Source organism: Mycolicibacterium sarraceniae, from assembly GCF_010731875.1.
Lineage (GTDB): Bacteria > Actinomycetota > Actinomycetes > Mycobacteriales > Mycobacteriaceae > Mycobacterium > Mycobacterium sarraceniae.
In genome coordinates this window covers 4,003,078-4,024,925 of the sequence record NZ_AP022595.1, presented here as the reverse complement: position 1 = coordinate 4,024,925, position 21,848 = coordinate 4,003,078, and the positions used below count along the sequence as shown (strand labels likewise).

Sequence of the window (21,848 nt, the reverse complement as noted above, 5' to 3'; positions counted from 1 at the left end):
ACTCCAAGTTCACAACACTCGCTACGACCTGCCCAGCCGACACCGCCGTCAGCACGCATGAACGCCAAGCCCGTTGCCCCAGATTCAATGAGAATGCCCCAACTGCGGTGAGAACGGACAGGCATCCGCACGGCTGTCCGTTCTCATTCGAGCTGATACAAGAACAATGCGTTGACCTGCGGTGCATCAGATTGGATGAGAACTCTGATGGCTATTCTTTCTCACTTAATCTGATACAGATGGCCATTGGTGCCCGCGAAATTGGAGGCATTCGGGAGCCGATGGTTGACGGGGCCGTGTTGAGGATCGGCCCCGCCAACTGCGGCTCTATGGTGTGGTCTGGCAAAAGCGGATTGTGTTGGAGAACGGGTCGATGACTTCCATGGTTGGGCCGCCCGGTGAGTCGACCTCGATGCCGGGGTTCATCCGGTCGTATCCGGTGGCGTGGAGTTCCGTGTGCAACGCGGTGACGTCGCTGACGGGTACCCAGACCGTCGATCCGGGGGTGCCGTCCCCGTGGTGCTCAGACAAATCGAGGACGAACTGATCGCGACGCAAGCGAATGTAGAGGATCGACTGGGCGTAATCGAAACGATGTTCCCATTCGACGCTGAAGTGAAGGTAGTCGATGTAGAACTCGCGGGCACGGGCCTCATCGAGGCTACGGAGCACAGGTACCGGGGCGCTCATGCCTTGCCAATTTGGAAGCCGCGCCACGGCGGTGTTCCAGTCGCGGAAGCCGAGCTGTTGGGCCACGATCTCGAGCGCTTTGGAATGCGTGAGATTGATGTCAGGCAGTTGGTCGCGGAGTACGCGGGCTGCGCGTTTTGCGTCGTTAATGGTCATGTCCATCACTTCACCTACGGTTCCGGTGCCGGTGTGCAATTCAGTGCCCGCGTTGCTGAGCTGTCGAGGCACCGTTGCTCGTAGACAAGTGCGATGGTGACCGAACCCGATGTATTCACCTGACCGATGTCTCGGCGCGGGCGGCAGGTCACATCGAACCCGTGTGCACACGTTACGGCTGTGAGCAAGGGGTTTCAAGTCTTAGCCTGCCGGAATAGTCCGTCATGTCGAAACCATTCGATGCACGATCAGCTGTGGTCGCGCCGAAATACGTAGCCAATTCTTGCAGCGAATTCACCCGCAGATCGGCGAGTGCCACTTCATCTTTAAGAGCGTGAATGTGGCCCCATGGTCCGCGTCGGATGAACACCGTGCGCATTCCGATCGCCCGGGCGGGAAGTATGTCGTTATCGAGCCGATCACCCACGTGGATCGGCAGCGTGATGGTGGTCCAAACGGGCTTGCGGCCCGAATTGGCGAAAGGCCGCACCGTCAGCCGCGTATTCGTCCTGGTGATAAACGCGGCACCATTCCCAGCGCACCGCGGCATCGGGCGGTTCCCAGCACCAGGTCGCATCTTTGTCTACGGTCGGCAGCGGCCGCGCCGGTGGCCGTAGCCGTCTGATCATCCGGCTGCAGTAAGCGCTTGTGCGACCTTGATGACCGATGCGCTACCGTGGGCGACCAGTTCGTCACGCGGGGTACGCCCATCAAACTCGATGTTGGGGTGCATGATCCACCGCGACAGGCTGACCGGTCCACCGGGAAACGACGACTGCAGGACGTCGAGATCTGGTAAGGCACCGGTCACGTTGTCCGGGTTGAATTGCCATCGGGGGAGCCGCCATTCTCTACCCACTTTGATACCGACCAGTTTTCGCGATTCGAGCTTGTCGGTGACGCTTTGCGGACTGATGGAAAGCAGCTGCGCAGCAGCTTGTCTGCCAATGCTGTTGGCGGCGAGCTGGCGGCGCTGCGCGAATTGATCGGTGAGGTCAGCGACCACCGCCTCGGTGACGGCCACTGAGTCCGGTGCCGGCCCCCAAAAGCGTTCATCGAGGCCATCGCGTGGCGCTCCAGTCGCCGCAGCCTCCAAGCGTGCCCGTTCAGATTCGTCGGCTTGGTTGACTAGTGCCTCCAACTCGGCGCGAAGCCGAGCCTTATCGACGAGACCTACCGCCGGTGCCGGGTCGACAGTGTCGTCGACGCGTCCGACCGCGACGACGGCCAAGCCAGCATCTTGAAGCGCACTCTCGAGCTGCTCGCGTCCACGAATATCCCATGGCAGATCGTCGGGCAAGGGGCGCGTCTGCTGACCCACCGCTGCGCGCTCTACAATCATGAAAGAGCCCACCTCTGCAGGATACGCTATATACGCGTGTCGCGCTAGGAGGGGCTGACCTACCTCTTTGACTGCTGCACGGAGGCTTATTCTCTGCCTGAAATCGAAAGCCCGCGAGGCCGAATTTCGACATTCGCCCGTAGTCCCGGACGGCCGAATCGGACACCGTGCGCTCGGGCTTGGGCTTCGAGCGTTTGAGGGCTGTCGCCGAGAGTTTCGGCGAGGATGGCGATCGGGGTGGTCTGTGTGAGTTCGTTGAGTGTGCCTAGGCGTGCTTCGAGTGTTGGGGACGACTGATCCGCAGATGGTTACGCAGGTGTGTCGGCGTGACATGCATCCCTGGGCGCTATCCACGAGGAAATACCCAAGGCGAGTTGGGATGTGCCGCGGTCCGGTTGTTGTAATTGCTCGCCGCCAGCGCGCGAACCGGTTCATCCAGCGGAGGCGGGAGCTCGATCGGCGTCCCAGCCAGGTCGATGCTCACGGTGTCAGCGCTGATGGTGATCTGTTTCCAGGTGGAGGCGCTACGGATCTTTGAAGACGTCATGGTCACCGACCCGACGCCAGCGGCATCGCAGCTGCTCGTCGACGGTGACAAGTTCGAAGGTCGCCCGGCCGTCAGGGCTCGCAAACGACCACGTCATCTCCAACACGCCTGGGGCGCCTTGGACGGATTTCACCCGCAGCCCTTTCGGCCAGACTGCTGCAGGATCGACTTCCAGTGCCGCGCATGCGGGTATGAACTTGGCCTTCAGTGCCTCTCGGAATGCCGCTCGATGTTCGGGCTTGAGCCGTTTGAAATCTGCGTCGAAGGCAGGGGTGGTTTCATACCTCATTGGCCGTCTGCGTGCGCGTCGAGCTGGCCGAGGTGTTCCAGTAACGCGTCACCGTCACGGTGCACCGAAACCTCACCCGCGGCGACATGGCTGTCCACCTCGCGCTCCCGCTGCTGCCACCGTTGGGTCCAGAACCATCGCTGATCGGCCGGAATAGGCAATGCGGGCCTGAGTTCCAACACTCCGTCGCTGCGCTCGACGATTTCAACCTGTGCGCCTGGTTCGTCGAGGTGCAGCCTGCGACGCACCTCGACCGGCAACGCCACAACTCCTCTGGACTGAACAGTTACATACCCACGGAACGCCATACGATCATCTTCACACGAGTGCAGTATTACCGCAATACGGAATAACCGTTTTACTGGTACCGGTGCGTGCTCAACAGGGTTCGAGCTGTAGCGCGTCGAGTCGCAACTCGGGCATTCCGTCCAGCAGGAATCAATCAGATGACGGGAACTTGCGTCGATCAGCCTCGAGGCGCCTGCGCATCTCTATCAGTGCCGGATCTAACTAGTTCCGGATCGGACAGCCCCAAAAGTGTCCGATCCGGAAATATCTGAGAGTGCGGGGGAGTGCTCACCAGCGCGCCCTCAAATAGTTCCGGACGGGATGAGGCCGAGAATTCCAAGATGATATGAGAGTGCCGGATGAAATCCGGGAAGACTTGAGAGCGCCGGACAACGCCGGCGCTGAAGGGTCGCGTGCAATCTGAGATCGAGTACTTCTTTGCGGGAGCACCCCCGGTGCGGGACCACTGCGCGATCGCGTCGGTCGTTCGAACCGTCCCTCCTTCGTCGGCCGTCCCGAATAGGCTGCCACCGTGAGTTTCGTGCAATTGAAGCAACTGGTGCTCGACCACAGGGAGCTAGTGAACCCGCTGGCGCTGATCGCGAAGTAAGCGTGATGGCGTCCAACATGCGCGACCAGCTGACAACGCTAGCGACCCTATTGCGCCGCTTCCTCGGCCGCGAACTTCCAACACTCGGCCCCGACTGGTGGAACCAAGGCGTGCTCGCCAAGCTCTCGTATCAGCAGCGAGCGCAGGCCGACGAGCAGCGGTGGTCGACCTTGGACGACCTTGACGTCGCTGCCACGCTCCGAGTGGTCGACCAGAACTGGGATCTGTTCAGGCGCCGTGGACTGGTCAAGTGGGACGATCGGAACTGGCTGAAAGAGGCGGCCAGTGTCCGCAACCGCCACTCACACGATGCCCCCGGTCGAGAGCCGAGCCCGGAGCGCGTCTACAGGGACATCGACACGCTCGCGCTTCTCGCCGAAGCCGTTGACGCAGACAGTGACGAATCCCGTGAGCTTTCGGCGGCAAGGACCCACGCGTTGGGGGCGCTTGCGCCCCCAACCAACGAAGGCGCTCCATCAACGGCCCAGGCGGCCACCGCCTCTGGGCCGTCGTCCAGCTCGTTCGTACCTGGAGCAATGATCCGCTTGAAGGCGCGACCTGAACTCACCGGCGTAGTCACGCAGGCGGATGATTCCGGGTCACAGACGCGCTTGACCGTGTTCCACGGCAGCGTTACGCAGACCTACTACGAGAGCCAGGTCGAGTTGGTCGAGTCGAAGTCCGTCGAACATCTGTCGGCGGATGACATGAAGGCCCGGCTCACGGCGGCCCACGTCTTGCACCCGTCGGTCAGCCGCCTCTATTCGTTGAACAGTGGACGCATTGACTACGAGCCATACCAGTATCGCCCGGTCATGAAGCTGATCAACGCGGACCGGCCAAGGCTCCTGATCGCCGATGATGTCGGTGTCGGCAAGACCATCGAGGCCGGGCTGATCATCAAGGAACTGCAGGCGCGCCAGAAGCTCGACTCGATCCTCGTGATCTGCCCCAAGCCGCTCGTTGTCGAGAATAAGTGGCGGTCGGAACTCAAGCGGTTTGACGAGGACTTCGCCCACCTCGACAGCGCCACCCTGCGGCACTGCGTCGACGAGACGCGGGCGGAAGGTCGATGGCCCGCGCGGTATCGAAAGGCGATCCTTCCCTACTCCCTGCTCGATGAGCGGCTGCTCTTGGGAGAGACCTCGGGACGCCGGCCGAGGACGAGTCTTGCTTCGCTCATTCCGCCGGCCAAGTTCGACTTGGTGATCGTCGACGAGGCACACCATGTTCGCAACAGTGACACTTGGAGCCATCGGGTCGTCAAACATTTGCTGGACTCAGCCGAAGCCGCCGTTTTGATCTCGGCGACGCCGATACAGACAGGCAGCGAGGATCTGCGCACGCTCTTGCGTCTTCTGCGTCCAGACATGTTCGTCGACAACCAAACCTTCGACCTGATGCGTGAGCCCAACGCTCACCTGGCAAACGTTGAAAGCGCGGTTCGAATCGCCGATGACGGTTGGCAAGCGGAGTCGGCTCGAGAGTTGGAGGCCGCCCTCGCCACATCATGGGGCAGCCGTGTCATTCGCACGGACCCTCGCGCTCAGGAACTGCGCGACCTCCTCGATCAGGATTCGATGGACGACCGCAAGCGAGTCAGCGCCCTTCGGCTCACGCAGTCTCTTAATACATTCTCCGGGCTCATCAACCGCACGAGGCGTCGGGATATCGGATCGTTTACAACGAGGAAGCCGGAGACTTTCGAGGTCGACTTCACTCCAGAGCAGCAGACGGTCCACGACTTGTTGCTTGACCTGGCTGGACGTATCTCCACGGCCAAGGGCCACGGCAGGTCGCTCGACTTTGTTCTCTCCACTCTCCAGCGTCAGGCGGCGAGTTGCCTCAACGGCCTGGCGCCATTCGTGGAGGATCTGCTCAGGCGGAAGCTCAGCGCCGAGGAGTGGAGCGAGGCCGACGTCGAAGCGGACGAGCTCGACACCTCTGACCTGGATGGGTTCGTTGACGAGATCCGGGAGATTGCTCAGCAGGCCGCCGACTTGACCGAGGATCCGAAGTTGGACCGGCTGCTTGCTTACGTAGATGAGAAGCAAGAACTCGACAACAACAAGCTGCTGGTGTTCAGCACCTTCAGGCACACGCTCAGGTACCTGGTGGACCACTTGGCGGTCACGGGAGTCCGAGTCGGCCTCGTGCATGGAGGGGTGCCAGACGACGAGAGGCGCGACCTTCGTGCGCGCTTCGCGAAGGCCCGGACCGACCCAGAGGCCCTCGATGTTCTGCTCTCGTCCGAGGTCGGTACAGAAGGTCTCGACTACCAGTTCTGTGACGCCCTGGTGAACTACGACCTCCCGTGGAACCCCATGCGCATCGAACAACGCATCGGACGTATCGACAGACGCGGACAGGCGAGCGAAACCGTAGCCATCAAGAATCTGGTCGTCAGTGGCACGGTCGACGCCGTCATCTTCGAGCGATGCCTTGAGCGGATCGGAGTGTTCAAGCAAGCGCTGGGTGGAAGCGAGTCCATCCTGGGAGACCTCACCCGCGACATCCGGAAGATCGCAGAGGACCTCACGCTGACTGTCGCCGAGCGCGAAGCTCGGTTCCAGCAACTCGCGGACAACAGAATCGGTCGGATACAAGAGCAGGCAGAACTCGAAGAGCGAGAGAGCGCTCTGTTCGGGCTCCCGTTGAGGAAGCTCGACGAGGAGGGCGTCGAGCAGGCGGCAAGTCCCTGGCTTGCTACCGAGCAGCTTGCTCGTCTCGTCCAGCGCTACCTGTCCAGCCGCGGCTACGAGCGGGCCGAAGCGATGTTCGAGCGTCCTGTCGCCCTTTTCCGCCCCGGAAAGGAGATCCGGGCATCGTTGCGGGAGGATCTGCTGGCCGCAGCACCTGACAGCACTTCCCAATGGCGGCGCTGGCTCGAATCCGGTTCGGACCAATCGCGACAGTTCACCTTTGACGCCGCCCTGGCTTCTAGTGGCGACATCGAGCTCCTCTCGCCCGTGCACGACCTTGTGCGGGTCGCAGCCGTACACGAGGAGACGTTCGCGCCCGAGAGCACCGTTGGCCTCCGGGTGCCGTCGACCTCGGTACCAGAAGGCATCTATCCGGTCGCGGTTCATTCGTGGACCTATCTCGGTGCACGGGACGACTTCGAGATCGTTGTGACCGCGACTACCGGCGGCTTGGCCGACGAGCTCGAGCGCACCTTGGTGGACGCCGTCGACTCGGACGTGTCGGCAGCGCAGCTGATCGACTCGCTGGATGACGAGCACTACGCGGCCTGGTCGGACGCGCGAGGGACACACATGGACCGCACGCGCGTCCACGTCGACAGCCAGCTCGCCTCGCTAACCGCCACCCACCAAGCCCGCCAGCAGTTGCTCGAGGACCAGATTCTGTCGGCGACGCATGACAACATCCGTCGCATGCGGGAATCCGAACTGCGCTCACTCGAAGAAGACTTCGTGGCGCGCCGCAGGCGCCTCGAAGACAGCATCCGGCGCAGTGACATCACAACGTCAGTGCTGTGCAGGGCAACGGTCGAGGTCGTTCATGGCTGAGAGCACCGACTTCGAGAATCTGCGTCAGAAGCGCCTCCGGTACGTGGAGTCTGCACGCGAGAACAACTTCGAGGAAGGTCTGAAGAGACTTCTGTCTGACCTCTACCCAGACAAGGCGCACTTCATCTATGAACTTCTCCAGAACTCGGAGGACGCCCTCGCAACGACGGTTGGGTTCACGCTGAAGGCTGACCGGCTCACGGTCAGCCATGACGGGAAGCGGCCGTTCTCCGTTGCCGATATCGAGTCGATCACCAGCATCGGCCAGTCGACCAAGGGAGGCGATTCTACGCAGATCGGCAAGTTCGGCGTGGGCTTCAAAGCCGTCTTCGCCTACACAAGCCGTCCCGAGATCCGTTCAGGCGCACATTCGTTCGCGATCAATGATCTCTTTGTTCCAACAGCGATCGACGGGCTGGCTCAGCCCGGGCTGACGACGTTCACCTTTCCCTTCGATCGCGAGTACAAGCCGGCCGAAACGGCTTGCTCAGAAGTCGAACGGGGACTCTTAACCCTCGACGAGAAGACCTTGCTGTTTCTCGACCACATCCGCACTATCACCTACGAACTGCCTGACGGCACCGTCGGGATTATCGAGCGGCGTCCGGTCGACTCACGGGTCGTTGCGATTAAGCGGTCCGTAGGCGACGAGTTCGTCGAATCACAGTGGCTCAGGCTGAGCGGCAATACCAGCGTCGATGGACCGCCTGGCAGCGCATTGAGGGTGGCGGTGGCTTTCAAGGTGGAGTCCGCAGATGGTTCGCAAAGCAAGAATGCGAAGCAGGCCGAGGGTCAGGGCGCTGCACCTCGGCGATCGATCGTCCCCGTCAACGATGGCGACGTGTCGATCTACTTCCCGGCAGTCAAGGAGTCGTCCGGCCTGCGTTTCCACATCCACGCTCCCTTTGCCTCCACGGTGGCCCGCGACAGCGTGCGGGACGACCCGGGCAACGTGCGCCTGGTAGGAGACATCGCGAGGCTGATCGCCGAGGCGCTACCCGGCATGTGCACGGATGGCCTCATCGACGACAGCTTCCTCGACGCTCTCCCAAACGACGATGACCAGATCGGTCGCCTGTACGACCAAATCCGAGACGCAATCACGGAGGCGTTCAACGACTTAGAGATCACGCCCGTTCGAGGCACAGGAGCCGGCTTCGCGGCTGCCCGGACGCTCGTGGCGAGCCCGAGCGAGTTCCGCAACTGGTTGGACCCCGCTGACCTCCCAACGCTGCTTGACTTCGCCGGCATCGCGTCCGCTGTCACCCCACGTTGGATTCGGCACCGCGATGGGCGTGCTGGCAAGTTCCTTGCGGGTCTGGACACCATTGAGTTCGGCTGGGAGGAGTTGAGCGAAGCACTGAGTGCGGCTATGAGCGCCGACGAGATCCTCGAGGACGCTGACGAGGTCTACGACGACGATGACAAGGTCACGCCGAACGCGTGGTTCGCCTGGCTGGATGCAAAAACCGACGACTCGCTTCTTGGTCTCTATCTACTGATCGGCGTCGGTGCGCGCCACCACAAGCCCTACTACGGACTTGAGGACGTCCCGATCGTGCGCGTTCGGAAGCGCGATGTCGTTAATCATGTACGCGGTTCTGCCACGTTCCTCCCGTCCGGACGCAGCGACACGGTCCAATCGCGGGTGCCCATCGACCTCGCCTACTTCGAAGACGACGAGGACGCCACCCGGTCAGCCAACCTGAAAGCGTTCTACCAGTCAGTCGGAACGAAGCGCTGGGACGAGTCGGCACGCGCCGAGCAGCGGCTTGAGGCATATCGAGACCCGGAACGGGCAATCCCTGATGGCGACGAGCTGACCCAACACCTGGCAGACGTTCGAGCCTTCCTTCGCTACGCGGCGAAGCTGGGTACCGCGGTCGCCCGTGGGAAGCTCGCCGACGTTCCCATGTTCTTGGCAGAACAGTCTCGAGGCGGTCAGCGGTGGGTGACGGCACTGGAGACGTTCGTCGACCTTCCATTCGAGGACACCGGTCTCAGCGGGTTGTATCCCCGAGTGCCGCTGTTCTGGGACGGTGGCAGCCGAGCCGGCGAATACGCGTACGACGCGGAGCCCTATGCGCTGGCAGGCATCTACCTGGAGGTCGAGGGAGTCGTCGACTTCGTCGGCTCGCTTGGCGCGAAGACCGGCATCGAGATCACCAAGGCGAATGTCACGAGGAACGTCGACTTCTCAACGTCTTGGCGCTACCGTGAGTCTTCCCTGGCACAGCGGTCCGACTGGAACATCGATCGCTTGGACGACATCATCGAGATGGGCGATCACGACCTTCTCCGCGCGTTGTGGAGCGCGGTCGTCGTGGCGCCTGCATTGAAGGCGGTTGCTGTCTACCAAGCCAACGCCAGCGTCCAGCGACACCAGATGGCGTCCCAGCTTGCTCGCACCTTGACCTCGACGCCGTGGGTCCTCAATCGCGATGGGGATCTCAAACTTCCGCGCGAGGTCTCAGTTGAGGAGTTACCCGACGACTGGCAGGTACCGCAGCAGACGTCGCTCGTCTACAAGCTCGACTTTGGAGCCGACGCTGGGCGACGGCGACAGAAGCAGAAGGGTGTCACCGATTTCCTCCGCGAGGAGGGGTTCGACGAGGATTCGCTCGACCTACTTCAGCAGATGAAGGAGGCCGGGCTAGACCCAAGAGCGATCCTCCGCGAGCACGCGGCGATGTCGCGATTTCCCGACGGCCCGTCTGAAGATCCCGTCCGTCGAGCCGCAGTGGCGGCAGTCGACGCTGTCTCGGCGCCTGAATACAGCACATCCAATCGCGAACGTAGTGTCGTCGATGGTCAAGCTGAGGCTTCAGCTGAGTCGAAGGCTTACCTACGAGCGCAGTACACGACTCCCGCCGGTGAGATGCACTGTCAGGCATGCCGGAACCCGCTGCCCTTCAAAATTAAGGGCGGCTCCTGGTACTTCGAAGCGGTCAGGCTCGTAAATGCGCGCAAGCAGGTCCACACACCTAACGCCATAGCCCTATGCCCGCTCTGCGCCGCCCTCTACAAGTACGCCCGGGGAACCAAGAACGAAGCGATCCTCGACGAACTCGACAGCACGACCATCGACACCGGCCAAGGGCCGGTCGAGATCCCCGTTGTCCTGGACGGCAAGCGCATCAAACTTGGCCTCACCGGCAAGCACGCGATCGACATCAAGACCGCGCTCGGCGTCGCCGGGGACGAGCGTCCGGAGGCTGACTAGTTCAGTTGCCCCTGTTCAGCAAACATGCCCATCCTTCCGGGATCCATCATCCCGAGCGCTTCCCGCTGGGTGTGCCGGCGGCAAGCTTACCGAACATCCCTCAGGCTGAAGCTTTTGTCTGACGTCCTGTTGAATGCTGCGCCCGGGCGATCTGTTCTGTCAGTCGATGAAGCATGTTGTGAGACTTTATCTTCGGTGTCAGCTGAGGCCGCTGTCCGATCGGGAAAACCTGAGAGTGTGGGGGAGCGCTGACCAGCGCACGTTCAACTAGTTGTAAAATTGTCAGGTCGTGTGAGCTTCCCCAGTTTGAGTGGACACCTGAGATAGCGGGGCCGAGGGTCCTGCTGGAAGGATGTCGGGATGTCTCGAACTCGTCGGTCGTTTACACCGGAGTTCAAAGTGGAGGCTGCTCGGCGGGTGATTGATGGTGGCCGATCGGTCACTGAGGTTGCCCGGGAGTTGAACGTTCATGAGAATCTGTTACGTAAATGGGTTGTAGCTGAACGGGTTCGGGCCGGTGCCGCTCTCGACGCGCGCGAGCTACCGCCGGACGGGGACCGGTCGGCGGTCGAGCACGCGGAGTTGGTGCGGTTACGTGCTGAGCTTGCCGAAAAGGACCGTGATATTGCGTTCCTGAAAAAAGTATCGGCGTACTTTGCGGCACAGCAACACCGGTGAGTCGTTTCGAGCTCATCGCCGCGGAGTGCGCCGACCACGACATCTCGAAACTCACCGAGCTGCTGGGTGTTTCGCGGTCCGGTTTCTACGCGTGGGCGGCACGGCAATGCCGGGTCGAGCTGTCTGCGCACCAGCAGTGGCGCCGGGATCTGGAGGTGAAGATCCTGTCCCATTGGAAGGCCTCACGCCGCACGTACGGGTCGCCGCGGATCACTGCCGATCTGCATGCCGAAGGCGTCACCGTCTCGGAGAACACCGTCGCCAAGGTGATGGCCGAGATGGGCGTCGAAGGCATCAGCCCGCGCACGTTCAAGGTCAAGACCACCGTTGTCGATCCGACCGCATCGTTCCCGCCGGACCGGGTCGGCCGGGTCTTTGACCCAATGCCGTTAACTTTAGCGTCGTCGCAGGTCAGCGGGATTAGGATCGAAAGCTGTTGCTGTAGAGCGTGTTCAGTGGATGTGAACGGTGCCGATCGAGCGAAGGTGATGTGTTGGCCGGCACGTTCTTCGCGCCTCAGATTGGCTCCTAGAAGTATTGCGCTGCAAAGGATTACGCATCACACTTATTCGTGTGGTCGACGAGGGTGCCGGTGGTGAAAGCGGTCGTAGGGACCGGTTGACCGACCGGATCGGCTTGGTGTGCTGACCAGGCTGGTGCACCGCGATCTCGTCGACGAGGTGCTCGCCGACACCGGCCGCACCGAACGGCGCCGTCGGCTGCTGCCGGCCCGGGTGGTCGCCTACTTCGTGCTGGCTATGACGTTGTTCTTCGACGACGCCTACGAAGAGGTAATGCGCAAACTCGTCGACGGGTTGCGGTTTCTGCGGTCCTGGGACGAGGACTGGCAGCTGCCCACCTCCTCAGCGCTGTGCCCGGGCCCGGCTGGGTGCCGAACCGATCCGCGAGCTCTACGCGGGTCGCCCGGCCGCTGGCCGGGGCAGGCACGCCGGGCGCGTGGCTGGGGGATCTGCGGGTGATGGCCATCGACGGCGTCCAACTCGACGTTCCCGACACCGCCGACAACGAAGACGCCTTCGGTCGCGGTGTCAGCCAGGGCCTGGACGCCCCCTACCCGAAGGTCAAGGTGCTCGGACTGGGCGAATGCGGCACCCACGCGGTGATCGACGCCCACCTCGGTGGCGTCCTCGTCGACGAGCGTGAACTCGCCCGCCCCTTGCTGGCCAGTGTCGAACCCGGGATGCTCGTGCTTGCCGACCGCGGGTTCTACAGCCGCGAATTCTGGCAGGAGGCCACTGCGACCGGCCGAATTGCTGTGGCGGGTGCAGTCAGCACTGAAATTGCACGTAGTCACCGACCTGGCTGACGGCTCGTATCTGAGCGTGCTGCTGACCACCATCGAACGTCAACGCCTGCGACGCCACGAGGCCCGCGGCCTGCACGCCGTCCTCGAGGCCCCATGGTGCGCGTCATCGAGTACGACATCACCAACCGCGAGACCCACAGCGGATCGCCCATCCGGCTGATCACCACCATCCTCGATCCGGAGCTAGCCTCCGCCACCGAGCTCGCCGCGGTCTATCACCAACGCTGGGAATTCGAATCCAGCCTCGCCGAGATCGAAACCCGCCAACGCGGCAGCTACCGGGTCCTGCGCTCGCACAGCCCCGAGATGGTGCGCCAAGAGATCTGGGCGCTGTTGTTGACCCACTACGCGATCCGCGCGCTGATGTATGAGGCCACCAACCCCGACGGACTCGACCCGCTACGGATGTCGTTCATCCGCACCCTGCGCATCGTCCGCCGCCACGTCACCGGGCAGGCGGGTTTTCCCTAACCGACTCGCCACCAGCCTGCGTCACGCCGTCGCCGAGATCCTCCAGCGACCCAACCCGGCCAGACGGCACCGCACCTACCCCCGCGTCACCAAACGAGCCAGCGGCACAAAGTTTCCGCGAAAAACCCTGGACCACAAAAACATCAGACACCGAGGGCCACCCGACATCCGACTCACCCGCCTACAAAGTTAACGGCATTGGTCTTTGACCAAGGGCGTATCGATGCGGTGTGGACCTCTGATATCACGTACTTGACCTGCGGTGAAGGGATGCCTTCCTGTGTGCGATTCGCGATGAACACTCGCGGCGGGTGTTGGGTTGGTCGCTGGCCGACCACATGCGCACTGAGCTGGTCGAAGCCGCCGTCGATGCTGCGGTGTTCATCCGCGCCGGCAACGTCGCCGGCACCATCCTGCATGCCGATCGAGGCGGTCAATTCACCAGCCACGACATGGCCCAGGTTTGTTCTGAGCATGGCTTACTGCGCTCTATGGGAGCGACCGGGATCTGCTGGGACAACGCCGGAGCCGAATCGCTATGGTCGACGGTCAAACATGAGTATTACAAACGCCACGCGTTCACCACGTACGCGAATCTTACTGCAGGACTTGACAATTACATCAGATTCTACAACCATGAAAGGCGACACAGTTCGTTAGGGATGATCTCACCCATCGACTTCGAGATCGCCTCACAGCCACGTCAGCAATCAAGCTAACCGTGTCCACTTTTTCTGGGGAACCTCAGTTAGTCCGCAGTCAGGAATGCAATCGAGAAAGACGCGGGGAGGATCGGAGACGGTGTCAAAGTAACCGTTCTCGTACTGGATGGCGCTAATTCTGACCCCGACGGCGCGGCCATCGACGTAACGGTCACGGTTGTAGACGATACGAGACGCAATGCCTTGGTCCACTTCCCATTCTGTGCCGATTGCACCGGCTGGCGTTGCGGGCATTTCATTCCTTCTCGTTACTGCTGCCACGATGGTCCCTCCTGTGGTTGTGGATATGCACTTGCGTATCGATTCGATGCGGCGATTTCGACTTCAGCTGGCGGGTCGTAGAGGTCGGCCAGGATTGCTTGACGGAAGGGATCCGAAGCGCCACCGGGTGACAGACCGGGCACGACGTCGCGCAGTAGGGCGAGGCCGTGTGCGATCACATCCGCGGTCGACGTTCGTGTCGTCGCAATCTCGCGTCGTAGGGACAGGACAGTCTCGGTTAAGGCGACTGCGTTTGGGTACCAGGCGGCTACTTCTCGAGGACTCAAAGGTATTGCATCCTCAGTGATTCCGAGTAGGTCGAGTCGTTGCCTTATGTCGGGAGCACGTGTTATCGCCGGCCACCTCGACCAGGTCCTGAAGCATGTGACAGCGGCGGCGAAACAGGCGAAGGCAGAGTCACGGCCCCACCGTCTGATGAGACCCTGGTGTCTGAGATTTGCTACTGCGATGTCGGGACATCTGCGAACCGAAAACTGTTCGTGCGGAGCGCATTTCAGTTCCAAGCTTCCAGTCCACCTTCGGTGGATATGACAGAGCACCTGTTCATGACTAGCGAAGACAGTAACTGTTGACGGTCCACTGTTGGTTCGTGCGGCGACACAGTGGTTGCACGCGGCACGGACGCCAGCTCTGACTGATGCCTGCCCGGCGATGTGGGGCCATCGCTCGAGGGCATGCCAAGTGCGTAGTTCCGGAAGTGCGGATACCAGGCTGCGCTCGGTCAGTCCGGTCAGCTCACACAGACTCGGAGTGAAGTGAGGTTGGCGTGAGAGTTGGGACAACCAACGCGGGCGGAGGAGATTCTGCTCTGTAAGTCGCCGAAGATAGCTTACGAGCGTCTCCGCGGTTAGGGGCGACGAGGGGAGCGGCAGGCGCTGACGGATCTGGCAGGCAGGCGTTGCTGCAAGAACATACTGCGCTTCTGTGTGAGGCGGCATCAGCGTCCCCCAGGGTCTACGTCATCAATAGCGATTGAGTCGAGCAGATCCAACGTGATTGCTTCAGTACCGAAGTCGATGGCGTCAGTGGCTGCATCGATGACCAGGTCACTTAGGGACGCGATCGAGCCGCCCGTGCGGTGATAAAGGTAGTCGGAGTGGCGTTCGAGCAGCCCGTGTTCGTGAAGCGGCAACGGCAGGATGCGCTCGAGGGCAGCAACCAGCTGCACCCACTCCTGGTGATCGGCTTCGTTCGCGAGCGCGTAATGGCTCAGGTTGACGGGTCGCGTGCGTTTGCGCCATTGCTCGCCGTTCTCGCCGCTGAACAGCGGCGCGGTCTCTAGGGAGATGCCGGCGAAGAGCATGGTTGCGTCGAGGTTCTCGGCGAAGGTCTTGATATTGTCGGCGACTTCGGCCCCTGCGACGCGGTCGGTGTTGAGTCGCTGTACGTCATCAAGGATCACGAATTTTGTGCCAAGACTCTTGAGTAGGCGGGCAAGGTCGACCAGGCGCTCATCGGCGTTGCTTCCGCGCAGTTCCCTGGCACCGACGAAATCGGCGAGGCGTACCCAAAGTTTGTTGGTCGTGGTGGCAGTTGCAATCGTTGTATAGACGACCGGCAGGAACGACAGATCGTTCTCGCGGCCGCAGGCTCGACGTATTTCGGCGTCCAAGCGTTTGCCCGCCGCCATGACGTCGGTGGTCTTACCGGTCCGCGGTTCACCCGAGACCCTAATACCGGGCCTGGCCACGAACTTCTTGGCCCGCGACCTTCGAAGCAGTCGTCGTGCGTGGTCCAAGATTCGGGTCAGGTCCCGCGTGGGAAACACTCGTTCTTCGTTGAGGTAGTCGATCCGCCGTTCGTTGTACGCCGAACGTTCCGCGGAGCTGAGCTTTTTGATGTCGTCCACGCTCAGCAAAGGACGCTGAGAGTCGGGGGTGGGCTCATATGTGCAGTACTCGCGCCACTCTTCCCGAGTGGTCGGTGAGGCCATGGGTCACCACCCTTCCGACAAGCGCATGGGGCGCATCGGCTCTACTCGTCCGGCGGGCACCGGCGCAGCGAGCTCGGTGGGCGGGGCGGTAGCAGTGGGTCCCGGCTCCACTTCGGCGGGAGGGGCGGAGCAGAGTTCTTGTCGTGCAAGGTTCGCCCGGCCCGCCGAGGCTTCCGCTCGAGTCAGTGGCCGGAGTTTCGGCTCCGATGGGCCACCGAGCAACTGGCGGTGGATCTGCTCTGTGCGCTCAAGCACGTGCTTGTCGCTGGGGTTCTCGCCGAGCTCACGGCGCACCGCCTTGAGTACGTCCATGCCGAACGGGATGGCGGCGTATTTGGCCAGAACCCAACGGCATTCGATCCATCCATTGTCCTGAACAGTGCGCTCACCCTCGTCGGCGAAGGACAACGTCTCATCTCGAACCCAAATCTGCATCAGGTTGTTCGGGTCGTATCGCACCTCCCATTTCCCTTTCTGTTTGGAGTTCATGGATTTCGCCTGCCGCATCTGATGGAAGCGCGGCGAGTCGTTGTCATAGACGAGGTTGAAGAGGTTGATGCCGTAGCGGTTGATGCGTCGAAACTCATGGGGGTGCATGGAGATCCATTCGTCACGGGTCAGCGTTCGCACAGGGGTGGGGGCGGATGCGGACATCGCTCGGTAGATGGCGTTCGGGGAGAGCTTCATCCGAGGGGCAGTCGTGAGCTGAAGACCCGCATGTGGTCGGTTCTGGTAGACCGTGATGACCCACTCGTCGAGCAGCGCTTGGAGGACGAACAGGGGCCACACAGCGTCTTTCTCCGGTGCTCGGCCGCGATGGCTGACCGAACGCCCCTTGTATCCAGGGATCCATCGGACGAAGTCGTCGCCGATGGTCTTGAATAGCCGCTCGATATGGGGCTTCGCGGTCGGCGAGTATGGCGGCGCAACGCGACAATTCACGCCACGCAGTTCGGTTGCCCGATCGAAGGCCGCCGATACGAAGATCTTTCCGCGATCGACGACGAGACCCCGTACGTCTATGACGGGCTTATTCTCGAGGGCCTTCTCGAACTCTGCTGTGGGGGACATCGCGTCCGAAAGGTAGCTCCGCGCCAGTGCCATGTTCTCCGTCCATCCGGGGAGCACATGTTGCGGGACCGAGGAATTGGCCCATAGTTCGAGAGCGTCGACAGTCTTGCAAGCGTTGGGGCGCAAGATCGCCGCGGTGATGGTGCCTGTTGCTACGTCGATCCCGGCAGCGAGGTCAACCCGGCAAGGTTGACCGTCGGCCAACACAGCCATCGCATCCAGCGGGGTGGAGTCCAGTTGGACTTCTTCGCCTGGATAGAGGCCGACAATCTTCCCAAACGCTCGGTCGGGGCTGTTAGCGTGGCTACGACGCGAGGTCGCATCGCCTGTGGTGTGCTCGCCTCGGTCCAGCTCGGACAACAACGCGTACATCGACGACTTGCACGGGACCGGAACGCCGTCGTCCGCGAGTCGAGTTCTAGCGATCTCGATGATCTGTTTCTTGGTCGGCGTTGACTTACTCAGATAGTGGCGCTTCACCATTTCCAACGTGATGAGGACGCGTTGATCCACCTTGGACAGCCGCACACGCCCGGGCATGCCGCGCTGATCGATACATCCAAGCAGGCCAGCCTGATTGAATCCTTGCCATCTCCTCCACATGGTGGACATGGAAACACTCCTGCCCAAGCGTTGAATCTCGTCACGCTTCTCAGTGAGCCGTGTTTGGATAGTCGTTGTCGGAACGCCATTTTCGGTACCTCGGTCTGTAAGTGCGACGGCATGTTTGAGCTCGCACATGTGGTCGTACCAAAATTGAGCTTCGCGCCGACGTTCGACGGTGGCCAGGTCAAGCAGCCGCTGATCTGCGACGCTTGGACCGCTAGCATCGGGGGCGACGAACGACGCGTCGGAGAGCAGTATGCCTATGGGCAGGGCGAGGTCGCTTCCGTCATCGAGACACTTGAGACGCAGCGCCAGTCCGTCGCTTTCCCGGATATGCCAACTCTGGTTGCGGAAGCCGATGATGTCGCCGATTTGAAGATTGATCATGCTGCGATCACCGTGTTCCAGGACAGCGGACGAGTCAGGTCGGCGTGCATCGCACCGCTCCACACCAAGTGGTAGATACCGCAGATCAGGCGATCTTCGCCCAGGTGTATGCATTCAGAAGAAGCAGCGTCAATCAGATCGCCTAACCGCGTACCACCGTTTCCAGACTTCTGCAGACAGCGCACGATCGCGGTACGCGCCTCGGCCGGCGGCTCGAACCGTTGGTGGTGGTAGCCGCAGAGCAATCGTAGATTGCGCTCAATTGTGGCATCAATACTGGTGAATTCCTCGTATTCCCAGCCTAATTCGTTGCATACCTCGCGGGTACGGTCATGCTGAAGTCGATCTTTGTCTTTGAGCCGGTCAGCCGGTTTGACGTCGATGACCTGGGCTGACCCATCGCATCGGCGGATGAAGAAATCCGGAGCGTGGCGCATGGGCGCAACACCCTTTGGCCACAACAGCCAGAACGGGTTGGAGCTGACTGCAATTGCGTCGCCACGGAAGTCCAGCATCATCAAGGCCGTCATTTCGAACCGCGACTCGAAACCGACATGGCGCTGCGACCGCGAGAACCAATACTTTCCCTGGTGGGAACGACGCCCGCGGTATGCGGGAAAGTTTCGTATCGGGCGGCATAGCTCAAAGGGAACTCGTGCAATCTCGGGAGTGAGACGGGTGCGCAAGCGCCGTCCGGTCGCAGGGTCGTCGTAGAGCACGGTGGTGTACGGTGCGTCGTTCACCGGCAGGGTCGACTTACCGGGGGCCGATTGTGCGGTCATGCGCGTTTCCGTCGTGGATGCGGACCTGAAGCCGACGCGGCTGTCTCGCGCCCGGTATCGACGAAGGGGTTGACATCGTGCAGAGAGCACGCTGAAATGAACATGTCTCCTCCTGGGGGACGAAGTGAGTAAGAGCGGCGCGATGCCGCACCGAAGAAGCCGGGCTACCGACCCGGCTTTTTCAGCATCTGGAGATGTTTAGCGCCCTGCAGTTAGGCGCAATCGGAATCCTCTGGTCGGTGCGACCTCCTTCTTGGACTCGTCATTCGGCCGTCTTCCGCTGGATACAGAGGTCGAGCCAGCTGCGCCTAGCGGGCGCACAGCCCGCTTCCCAACGGAATTCGTGAATGCAAGTTCAGCACAACATGACAGACCCGCACAAGGGTTTCAGCAACCATGGCGGAATGGCCCGCGATGCTGAATGAGACAAATCGAACGCCGAGCTGTTTCACGGCTGACTTGAATGCGGATCTCCTCCAAATCGCGTGACCCTGAGGCGGAATTCCTGATCATATCGAATGTTAGACAATGTAATCCGGCTTTACTCCATGTCAACGTGCCACAGCGTGTCACCGCTGCGAGCGGTTGAACTTTGCAGATCAGAGTCCGGATGTAGCTCAATGACAACAACCACGAACTGTGTTTCTCAGCAAAAAGGTGTAACTAAACACCTGCCAGGCCGGTTAATATTCATCGAGGAAGAAAAGCCACAAGATCAAGTGCAGATGGCCAGTGCCGATAGGTGTCCTCGACTTCCTCATCGCGCAGCAGCTCTGTGTGCCGGTGTGTCCGGCTATCGCGTCCTTGGATACACACGGAGGAAGTGTTTGACGATCATCTTCGCCCAATTGCCCGGACGCTAATTATTCTGTGCAACAGCCTGATTGATCTTCTCGCTTTTAGCGATCGACAACTCCTCAACTACAGTATCGGGATCGATGATAAGCGAGTACAGACCGTTTTGTGCTGCTGCACTTCGGGTTTCAATACCGGCTGCCGTCACGTAGCGCTGCGATGTCGTCATTGACTCATGGCCGAGCAGCTTCATGAGCGTATAGACGCTGACATTCGCGGTTGCGAGCTCAGTGGCATAGGTGTGCCGGAGGCCGTGTACCAAGGCGCCCGGCACTGGTCGTGCATCTGGTCCAGCACGCTTGAACGCTCGCTTGATTCGAGATTGCAGCGTGCCCCGCGTGATTCGTTCACCATCTCGACCGACGAATAGCGGTACGGAAGCTGGCCATCCCGACAGGGCGGTGCTTTCCGATATAGGTGAGCGCTTCTTGCTCTGCGGGAAACGAACGGCACGACTCGCCATGTAGGTACCGATCACTGCCAGCAGCTCTGACTCGATGGGGACGTTGCGTTCCTTGCCGCCTTTTCCTTTGACATTGACCACGGCGGAGCCGTCGTCGAGGGTCCTCACGTCCCCGACATCGACAAGGCGAAGTTCCTCCGCCCGCAATCCTGCTAGAAGAGCAGTAAGAATGAGGGCGAGATCCCTTTCAGCCCAGTCTGTCTCGCGCGGAACTGGGTCTTGACCGGCGGCGGCGAGTAGCGCCTCGACTGCGGTCCGGGGGAGCGCCTTTGGGAGCGGCTTTTTCAGCTTCGGCCTCCCTACGAGCTGCATAGGATTGGCGGCCATCAGTTCGTTGGTGTAGAGAAAGGTGCACAGCACATTCCACGTGGACCAGCAGCGCCGGATCGATGCAGCTTCGTGTTCGGCGGCGAAGGTGGCGAATGCTGCCCGCATCGAATCGCGAGTTATGTCAGCAGGGGCGAGTCGGGCCGGCTCGCCGTCTGACATGAGGTTGGCGATGGCGGTGAAGTCTTGTCGATAGGCCTTCATAGTGTGCGCCGAAGGCTTGCTGGTCTGCCTGTGGTCCAAAAACTGTTGGAACCATCCAGGGACGTCATCGGTAGCCGTCGACACCGCGTCAGCTCCTTGTGGCGGCAACGGAGCAGTCGCGGGTTGCTTTCTCGGACACAGCATCAGCGTCACAGATAAATGATGGATAATCAACGTTATCCACCAAATGTGCGTAACCCGCTGCAGCGCAGTGACTTCACCGTTACGCACAGTGGGGTAGAAGTGTCACGGTGACGAAAGTCTGGCTTCACGCTGGTGTCGCGGCGTAAAGTATCAACATGAATGGCGGATCCGCCGACCCGGAACCCAGCGACTTGGCACACCCGCCCGAGCTGCTCGATGAGCGCGCAACCATAGAGCGCGAGCTCACACAAGCTGATGCCGACTACGCCGCCGGGAACACGGTTAGCGGCGAAGACTTGCGCAAACGCTTCGGGCTCACCGAGGCAACCCCGGCGCCTCACCGCAAGTTCGGCCAATTGCCCGACCTCGTCATACCGGACAACTTCGGCGCCCCGCTTCCAGACTTCGAAGACGCCACGCCGGAAGGTCCCTTGGACGCCTAGTCCCGCCTGCGCCTTTCCCGCCAGAGCGCAGGGGTTACGTCACTGTGACGATAGTGCGCAAAAGGTCGGAGTGTTGAAGTTTCGTTGGTGACCGCGCCGTCCGGCGTTATCAGTTAGTCCTGGACAGCATGTCCGGCACTGTCAGATTGTCGTGGATTCTGCGATAACCAGGTCGGCCGTGCGGCTACCAACGGCTACAACGGCCCAACACGCTGCAAGAAAAGCACTGTCAAATGGTTCCGGAAACCAGGTGCAGAATCGGACAGCTTTCAAGTAGTCGCGGAACATTCTCAACTAGTTCCGGATCGGACAAAAAGCAGGTAATCGCGAGTATTCATCTAGTGATGACCTCGATAGAAAATTTTGCCGATAAGCCACATTATGTCAACTAAAGTACTGCATATTCCATTTTTGTGACTCTCGCCTGCTGTCGGATGACAACCTATTTGAGACTTTGACACCCTATCTGAGACTCAGT

The 21,848-nt window shown here is 61.0% G+C and carries 15 protein-coding genes and 1 pseudogene; 7 read left to right on the top strand and 9 right to left on the bottom strand.

Annotated elements, in window-relative coordinates; all coding sequences use genetic code 11:
* Positions 1 to 327: 327 nt before the first annotated feature.
* The 5 genes from G6N13_RS20130 to G6N13_RS20110 all read right to left on the bottom strand — a co-directional run bounded on the left by G6N13_RS20130 (position 328) and on the right by G6N13_RS20110 (position 3,290).
* The gene (locus G6N13_RS20130; RefSeq protein ID WP_163699791.1) at positions 328 to 852 is read right to left on the bottom strand and encodes a glyoxalase superfamily protein; all 525 of its coding nucleotides are present in this window, start codon (positions 850 to 852) and stop codon (positions 328 to 330) included.
* A 166-nt stretch (positions 853 to 1,018) separates the two neighbouring features.
* Positions 1,019 to 1,336, bottom strand: coding sequence for an HAD hydrolase-like protein (locus G6N13_RS20125; RefSeq protein ID WP_235677840.1), 318 nt, complete (start codon positions 1,334 to 1,336; stop codon positions 1,019 to 1,021).
* A 135-nt stretch (positions 1,337 to 1,471) separates the two neighbouring features.
* Positions 1,472 to 2,188, bottom strand: coding sequence for a helix-turn-helix domain-containing protein (locus G6N13_RS20120; protein WP_163699787.1), 717 nt, complete (start codon positions 2,186 to 2,188; stop codon positions 1,472 to 1,474).
* Between the two features lie 524 nt (positions 2,189 to 2,712).
* Positions 2,713 to 3,024, bottom strand: coding sequence for a hypothetical protein (locus G6N13_RS20115; RefSeq protein WP_163699786.1), 312 nt, complete (start codon positions 3,022 to 3,024; stop codon positions 2,713 to 2,715).
* Entirely contained in the window at positions 3,021 to 3,290 is a 270-nt protein-coding gene (locus G6N13_RS20110) for an AbrB/MazE/SpoVT family DNA-binding domain-containing protein (RefSeq protein WP_235677839.1), read from the bottom strand. Before G6N13_RS20110 ends, G6N13_RS20115 begins: the two co-directional genes overlap by 4 nt.
* Before the next feature lie 637 nt (positions 3,291 to 3,927).
* Here G6N13_RS20110 and G6N13_RS20105 point away from each other — a divergent pair.
* From G6N13_RS20105 to G6N13_RS20080, 6 genes and pseudogenes are all read left to right on the top strand, one after another.
* Positions 3,928 to 7,452: a DEAD/DEAH box helicase gene (locus G6N13_RS20105; protein WP_197746810.1), complete on the top strand. Its 3,525-nt coding sequence runs from the start codon at positions 3,928 to 3,930 to the stop codon at positions 7,450 to 7,452.
* A complete protein-coding gene (locus G6N13_RS20100; protein WP_163699784.1) occupies positions 7,445 to 10,675 on the top strand; it encodes a sacsin N-terminal ATP-binding-like domain-containing protein in 3,231 nt (1,076 codons plus the stop codon). Before G6N13_RS20105 ends, G6N13_RS20100 begins: the two co-directional genes overlap by 8 nt.
* A gap of 417 nt (positions 10,676 to 11,092) precedes the next feature.
* Positions 11,093 to 11,353: a transposase gene (locus G6N13_RS20095; protein WP_407663760.1), complete on the top strand. Its 261-nt coding sequence runs from the start codon at positions 11,093 to 11,095 to the stop codon at positions 11,351 to 11,353.
* Complete coding sequence (locus G6N13_RS20090; protein ID WP_163696624.1) at positions 11,350 to 11,952, top strand: IS3 family transposase; 603 nt, start codon at positions 11,350 to 11,352, stop codon at positions 11,950 to 11,952. Before G6N13_RS20095 ends, G6N13_RS20090 begins: the two co-directional genes overlap by 4 nt.
* A pseudogene (locus G6N13_RS20085) lies at positions 11,921 to 13,151 on the top strand (IS4 family transposase). Before G6N13_RS20090 ends, G6N13_RS20085 begins: the two are co-directional and overlap by 32 nt.
* Positions 13,152 to 13,462: 311 nt before the next feature.
* Positions 13,463 to 13,870 (top strand): integrase core domain-containing protein, encoded by a 408-nt coding sequence (locus tag G6N13_RS20080; RefSeq protein ID WP_163697892.1) that lies wholly within the window; start codon positions 13,463 to 13,465, stop codon positions 13,868 to 13,870.
* A gap of 1,222 nt (positions 13,871 to 15,092) precedes the next feature.
* Here the strand turns inward: G6N13_RS20080 and G6N13_RS20075 are convergent.
* The 4 genes from G6N13_RS20075 to G6N13_RS20060 form a co-directional block, all read right to left on the bottom strand.
* Complete coding sequence (locus G6N13_RS20075) at positions 15,093 to 16,088, bottom strand: TniB family NTP-binding protein (RefSeq protein ID WP_220096763.1); 996 nt, start codon at positions 16,086 to 16,088, stop codon at positions 15,093 to 15,095.
* A 3-nt stretch (positions 16,089 to 16,091) separates the two neighbouring features.
* Entirely contained in the window at positions 16,092 to 18,152 is a 2,061-nt protein-coding gene (locus G6N13_RS20070; RefSeq protein ID WP_163699782.1) for a TnsB C-terminal domain-containing protein, read from the bottom strand.
* Complete coding sequence (locus G6N13_RS20065; protein ID WP_163699781.1) at positions 18,149 to 18,871, bottom strand: TnsA-like heteromeric transposase endonuclease subunit; 723 nt, start codon at positions 18,869 to 18,871, stop codon at positions 18,149 to 18,151. The genes G6N13_RS20070 and G6N13_RS20065 overlap by 4 nt, the downstream gene beginning before the upstream one ends.
* Before the next feature lie 922 nt (positions 18,872 to 19,793).
* The gene (locus G6N13_RS20060; RefSeq protein WP_163702349.1) at positions 19,794 to 20,927 is read right to left on the bottom strand and encodes a tyrosine-type recombinase/integrase; all 1,134 of its coding nucleotides are present in this window, start codon (positions 20,925 to 20,927) and stop codon (positions 19,794 to 19,796) included.
* Between the two features lie 155 nt (positions 20,928 to 21,082).
* On the opposite strand from G6N13_RS20060, the gene G6N13_RS25430 reads away from it, so the two are divergent.
* Positions 21,083 to 21,370, top strand: a complete 288-nt coding sequence (locus G6N13_RS25430; protein ID WP_235677836.1) for a hypothetical protein — start codon at positions 21,083 to 21,085, stop codon at positions 21,368 to 21,370.
* Positions 21,371 to 21,848 lie beyond the last annotated feature (478 nt).

What these genes read in the sequence shown, in the direction of transcription:
- G6N13_RS20120 (WP_163699787.1), bottom strand. Translation starts at nt 2,188, where the DNA reads ATGATTGTAGAGCGCGCAGCGGTGGGTCAGCAGACGCGCCCCTTGCCC.
- G6N13_RS20060 (WP_163702349.1), bottom strand. Translation starts at nt 20,927, where the DNA reads ATGCTGTGTCCGAGAAAGCAACCCGCGACTGCTCCGTTGCCGCCACAA.
- G6N13_RS25430 (WP_235677836.1), top strand. Translation starts at nt 21,083, where the DNA reads ATGAATGGCGGATCCGCCGACCCGGAACCCAGCGACTTGGCACACCCG.
- G6N13_RS20100 (WP_163699784.1), top strand. Translation starts at nt 7,445, where the DNA reads ATGGCTGAGAGCACCGACTTCGAGAATCTGCGTCAGAAGCGCCTCCGG.
- G6N13_RS20070 (WP_163699782.1), bottom strand. Translation starts at nt 18,152, where the DNA reads ATGATCAATCTTCAAATCGGCGACATCATCGGCTTCCGCAACCAGAGT.
- G6N13_RS20105 (WP_197746810.1), top strand. Translation starts at nt 3,928, where the DNA reads ATGGCGTCCAACATGCGCGACCAGCTGACAACGCTAGCGACCCTATTG.
- G6N13_RS20075 (WP_220096763.1), bottom strand. Translation starts at nt 16,088, where the DNA reads ATGGCCTCACCGACCACTCGGGAAGAGTGGCGCGAGTACTGCACATAT.
- G6N13_RS20115 (WP_163699786.1), bottom strand. Translation starts at nt 3,024, where the DNA reads ATGAGGTATGAAACCACCCCTGCCTTCGACGCAGATTTCAAACGGCTC.
- G6N13_RS20130 (WP_163699791.1), bottom strand. Translation starts at nt 852, where the DNA reads ATGGACATGACCATTAACGACGCAAAACGCGCAGCCCGCGTACTCCGC.